At 42.9% G+C, this 5,444-nt stretch carries 5 protein-coding genes; 4 read left to right on the forward strand and 1 reads right to left on the reverse strand.

Annotated elements, in window-relative coordinates; translation table 11 throughout:
- Nucleotides 1–16 precede the first annotated feature (16 nt).
- From PHO43_RS09435 to PHO43_RS09445, 3 genes are all read left to right on the forward strand, one after another.
- The gene (locus PHO43_RS09435) at nucleotides 17–1,072 is read left to right on the forward strand and encodes a capsular polysaccharide biosynthesis protein CapF (protein WP_288012078.1); all 1,056 of its coding nucleotides are present in this window, start codon (nucleotides 17–19) and stop codon (nucleotides 1,070–1,072) included.
- A 158-nt stretch (nucleotides 1,073–1,230) separates the two neighbouring features.
- Entirely contained in the window at nucleotides 1,231–2,394 is a 1,164-nt protein-coding gene (gene wecB, locus PHO43_RS09440; RefSeq protein ID WP_045089191.1) for a non-hydrolyzing UDP-N-acetylglucosamine 2-epimerase, read from the forward strand.
- A 42-nt stretch (nucleotides 2,395–2,436) separates the two neighbouring features.
- Nucleotides 2,437–2,619 (forward strand): M20/M25/M40 family metallo-hydrolase, encoded by a 183-nt coding sequence (locus PHO43_RS09445; protein ID WP_288012074.1) that lies wholly within the window; start codon nucleotides 2,437–2,439, stop codon nucleotides 2,617–2,619.
- Here the strand turns inward: PHO43_RS09445 and PHO43_RS09450 are convergent.
- Nucleotides 2,616–3,086, reverse strand: coding sequence for a VOC family protein (locus PHO43_RS09450; RefSeq protein WP_045089193.1), 471 nt, complete (start codon nucleotides 3,084–3,086; stop codon nucleotides 2,616–2,618). The genes PHO43_RS09445 and PHO43_RS09450 overlap by 4 nt on opposite strands.
- A 95-nt stretch (nucleotides 3,087–3,181) precedes the next feature.
- Between PHO43_RS09450 and PHO43_RS09455 the strand changes: the two genes are divergently transcribed.
- Entirely contained in the window at nucleotides 3,182–5,386 is a 2,205-nt protein-coding gene (locus tag PHO43_RS09455; protein ID WP_288012076.1) for a DUF5916 domain-containing protein, read from the forward strand.
- The last annotated feature ends 58 nt before the right edge of the window (nucleotides 5,387–5,444 follow it).

Here is a 5,444-nt window from a genome sequence, read left to right on the forward strand (position 1 = left end):
GAATCTTGTTGCAGAACTGAGCAGTTCAAGACCTGATTATACTTTGCTTAGGTATGATATGGAGACTGATCCTGCTCTTCTTGATGATTTCTGCAGAGAGGCTAACTTTGTATTCCATCTTGCCGGTGTGAATCGTCCAAAGGAACAGAGCGAATTCATGGAGGGTAATTTCGGATTCACTTCTAAGCTTCTGGATTGTCTTAAGAAACATAATAACAGTTGTCCAATAATGCTGGCATCATCTATTCAGGCAGAACTGGATAATCCTTACGGAGCCTCAAAAAAGGCCGGGGAGGATCTTCTGTTTGATTATGGAAGGGAGAACGGTGCTGATGTGCTGATTTATCGCTTCCCTAATGTGTTTGGGAAGTGGTGCCGACCAAACTATAATAGTGCTGTTGCAACATTCTGTAATAATATTGCTAATGATCTGCCAATTAAGGTGAACGACCCGAGCGTTATGATGACTCTGGTATATATCGATGATGTGGTTAATGAGCTTATATCTGCGTTGGAGGGTAACCCCAACAGAGAGGGAGAGTTTTGTAAAGTGGCTGTGGAGCATCGTATTACCTTGGGTGAGATTGTAGATCATATCTACTCGTTCAGGGAGAGCAGGAACTCGCTGCAGTTGCCCAACCTGTCTGATCCTCTCGTAAAGAAGCTATATTCTACATATCTTAGCTATTTGCCTGTTGATGGATTCTCGTATCCCCTGAAGATGAATGTGGATAACAGAGGTTCGTTTACAGAGTTTCTTAAAACGCCCGACAGAGGGCAGGTATCGATAAACATCTCCAAACCGGGTATCACTAAAGGTCAGCACTGGCATCATACCAAAAATGAGAAGTTTCTTGTGGTTAGCGGAAGGGGAGTGATCCGATTTCGTAAGATTGGTGAAGAGAAGGTTTATGAGTATTTTGTTTCGGGTGACAAACTGGAAGTGGTTGATATACCCGTTGGATATACTCATAATATCGAGAATCTGGGTGATGAGGATATGGTAACGGTGATGTGGGTGAATGAGGTATTTGATGCTGAGAGGCCGGATACTTATTTCCTGCCGGTATAGATCAGTCTGACAAACCTGTAGTCTGATTTTGCTGACAGGAAACAGTTCAGAAACAGTGTCAGTAACGATTTCAGAACGGTTATTGAAACTGCCTCAGAAACAGCAGGTGAACATTTAATAGAATTATGAAATAATCAGAAACTAAATATATTCCTAAAGTGAAAAAATTAAAAGTATTGACAGTTGTAGGCACACGTCCTGAAATAATCAGGCTCAGCTGTGTGCTGCAGAAACTTGATACATCAGAAGCAATAGAGCATGTTCTGGTACATACCGGTCAGAATTACGACTATGAACTTAACGAGGTGTTCTTCGAGGATCTGGGTTTGCGTAAGCCCGACTATTTCCTGAATGCTGCCGGTAAAAATGCTACTGAGACTGCAGGGCAGATACTTATAAATATTGATCCTGTGCTTGAGAAGGAGCAGCCTGATGCTTTTCTTGTGCTGGGTGATACAAACTCATGTCTTTGTGCTATTGCAGCGAAAAAACGTCATATACCAATATTCCATATGGAGGCGGGTAATCGTTGTTTCGACCAGCGTGTGCCGGAGGAGAGCAACCGCAGGATTGTGGATCATACTGCTGATATCAATCTTACTTACAGTGATATCGCCCGTGAGTATCTGCTGGCTGAGGGGTTGAGGCCCGACAGGGTGATAAAGACGGGTAGTCCGATGTATGAGGTGCTGATGAATTATCTTCCAAAGATTAATGCTTCAAATATACTGGAGACTTTAGGTCTCGAAAAGGATAAGTTTTTTGTTGTTTCTGCTCATCGTGAGGAGAATATCTCTTCTGAGAAAAACTTCTTTAATCTTGTTGAGATTCTTAATACTATTGCAGAAAAATATGACTTCCCGGTGATTGTCTCAACTCATCCTCGCACAAGGAATATGATTGAGAAGAAGGGGGTAACGTTTCATGAGAATGTGAGATTGATGAAGCCGATGGGATTGAGCGACTACAATAAGTTGCAGATGAATGCTTATGCTGTGTTGTCTGATAGTGGTACAATTTCGGAGGAGTCGTCTATTCTTAACTTCCGCGCGCTTAATATTCGTGAGGCTCACGAGCGTCCGGAAGCAATGGAGGAGGCGTCGGTTATGATGGTGGGACTTAATCCGGAACGTGTTTTACAAGGTATTACGCAGCTGAAGTATCAGAATGTGGGTGCGCGTGACCGTTTCCCGATTGGTCAGCCTAATAATGTGTTCTTCCGTCCTGTTGCCGACTACAGCATGCCTAATGTGAGTGATAAGGTGGTGAGAATTATAATATCTTATACTGATTACATAAAAAGAGTGGTTTGGGGGGAGTAATTCATATAGTTAGTTGTTTAATATAAAAAACTAAATTATGGCTTGCTGAGGAACGGCGATGGTCCTGTTGTTATGCTGCGTGCCGATATGGATGCGCTCCCGGTGACAGAGGCTACCGGTCTGCCCTATGCAAGCAAAATTGAGGGTGTATCTCATGTTTGCGGACATGATTTGCACGTTGCATGGCTGATGGGGGCATCGAGACTATTCTCTGAGCTGAATTAATCAAGCTCTTTCAAAAGGTCTCGCCAATCGAGTGCTTCTGTATACATATCAATACCTCCCTCGGGAGTTGAAGGCCACTGATCTCTTGGCTTATCCCAATAGAGTTCAATTCCGTTGCCATCAGGATCATTAAGATATATCGCCTCTGAAACACCATGATCACTTGCACCAGTAAGTGGATAATCAGCCTCTAAGAGTCGCTTGAAGATCATCGCCAGATCTTTTCTCTCCGGAAACAGAATTGCCACATGATAGAGTCCTGCCGAATTTGCAGGTGCAGGCGCGCCTCCCTTGCTTTGCCAAGTGTTGAGGCCTATATGGTGGTGGTAGCCTCCGGCTGATAAGAAAGCGGCCTGACTACCATAATTCATTGTAACCTCAAATCCAAGGAGTCCGCTATAAAATTCAATAGCCCTATCGAGGTCGGATACTTTAAGATGTACATGCCCAATGCGTGTTTGAGCCAATTACACCCTCTCCTTTTACTCCAACTATTGTATGCCCTAATAATTGTTATAATTCAATTAATTTTCTAATTTTGAGGCTTATACTTATTATCAGCATGAAATCTTTGAAAAATCTAATTATCGCTTTATCAATTAGCTTGATATCGTGGGGATCTGTTTACGCCCAAGACACCCGAAGTAACGAAAATGGTGAGGAGTCAGTACAAATAGTACTTGCCGACACTGTAGGAATTAACATTCAAAACAAAAATTTTGTCTACGTTGCTAAAAAAATGAAAGGTGAGATCACTCTGGATGGTGTTCTTGATGAGGAGGACTGGCTGAATGCCAATCAGATGGAAAACTTCAGGCTGGTAACTCCGGTTGACAGTGGCTACCCATATCAGAAGTCGACAGGGATGATAACCTACGATGATAAGGCTCTCTATATTGCAACAATCTTCTATGACACTATACCGGGTAAAAGGATCATGGAGTCGTTCAGAAGAGATTACAGATTTAATTATAATGATAACTTACTAACGGTATTTGATACCTTCAGGGATCAGACCAATGCCTACACTTTTGGTAGCTCTCCCTCGGGTGCTATCTGGGATGGTATTGTAACCGGATCGGAGACAAACCTTAACTGGGACAGCAAAATTGAGGTGGAGGTTAAGAATTATTCCGATAAATGGATCACCGAAATAAAGGTTCCGTTCAGATCACTCCGATATCCCAAAGACAGCAAGGTGTGGTATGTGAATTTTGGTCGCCTCGACCTCAAAACCAATCAGAAGTCGGCCTGGGCCCCCGTTCCCCGTCAGTTCCCCCACGCTTCTCCAGCATATACGGGGGTACTTATCTTTGATGAGCCTTTGCCTGAGCCTCGACTCAACTTCTCTCTTATTCCCTATGTTCTGGGTGGATATCACCGTGATTTTGAGGCTAATGAAGAGGCGGGTTACCGTAAAAGCTTTGGTTTTGATGCCAAGATAGGGTTCACTACTTCAACTAATCTGGATCTTACTTATAATCCCGATTTTGCACAGGTGGAGGTGGATCAGCAGCAGATGAATCTTGATCGTTTCGAGCTCTTCTTCCCCGAAAAGCGCCAGTTCTTCCTTGAGAATCAGGACCTGTTTTCAGAATATGGTCAGTATGATATTACACCTTTCTTCTCCAGAAGGATCGGTCTGGATGCGCCTGTTCTTGGTGGTGCCAGGTTTACAGGTAAGATTGGGAATGATTTCAGGTTGGGGTTCATGCATATGGTTACCGATCAGACCAGCATGATGCCTACCCGTAATTATTCTGTCCTCTCAATGCAGCAGAAGATATTCTCTCGCTCAAACATCAGCTTTATGTTTGTTAATAAGGAGTACTCCGGCAGTGATCAGTTCAACCGCGTTGCTGCTCTGGATTACAATATGGCAAGCAATAATAATGTGTGGACCGGTAAGTTCTTCTATCATCGATCTTTCAGACCGGGTAATCCTGATAAACAGTATGCCCAGGGTGCATATATCAACTATAACAAGAGGAATATTAAGCTAGAGCTCAGACAAGCGGCTGTGGGTAAGAATTTCCTTGCGGAAACAGGTTATGTAAGACGAAACAACTATATCTTGTTCAATCCTGAAGCTCAATATACTTTCGTGCCAAATAAGCTTGTAGTGGCTCATGGTCCCTTTATCGATATGGAGGCATACTATTCACATGAATATGAGAAGCTTGATCATGTGTATGAGGCAGGTTATTTTGTGAATTTCGATGGAAATACAACGGTAACAACAGGTATTTCTGATAACTATGTTAAGCTGATGGAGGATTTTGATCCAACGCATGTGAGTAATGTATACCTCCCTGCCGGCAGTGAATATGATTTCCTTTTATGGTTTGGCAGGATAGAAACCAGTCCCCGCCGCCCTCTTAACGGAACACTGCAATATTCAAAAGGTGAATTCTTCAATGGACATGGCGATATGATTGAGACCAACATTGCATACAGATATCAGCCCTATATCAATTTCTCTTTAAACACTGTTTATACTAATCTAAGGCTTCCTCAGCCATTTACAAATCAGCAGTTCTGGCTGGTTGGTCCCAAGCTCGATATCACCTTCTCGCCAAAGGTTTATCTAACCACATTTGTTCAGTACAACGAGCAGGTCAACAACACCAACGTTAATATCAGACTGCAGTGGCGCTACAAGCCTGTGTCGGATCTTTTCATAGTATATACCGACAACTATTTCGCCGATACACGCGATGTTCGCAACAGGGCGCTTGTTCTGAAGCTTACATACTGGTGGAATTAGGGATTAGGGTTGAACCTGTTGTTTGTGGAACAATCTTAATGGTAAGATAAAATTTAAA

Source organism: Lascolabacillus sp., from assembly GCF_028696275.1.
In the GTDB taxonomy this organism is placed as follows: domain Bacteria; phylum Bacteroidota; class Bacteroidia; order Bacteroidales; family Dysgonomonadaceae; genus Proteiniphilum; species Proteiniphilum massiliensis.

Bases quoted from the DNA above. Each gene is read 5' to 3' on its own strand.
- PHO43_RS09455 (WP_288012076.1), top strand. From the start codon at position 3,182: ATGAAATCTTTGAAAAATCTAATTATCGCTTTATCAATTAGCTTGATA.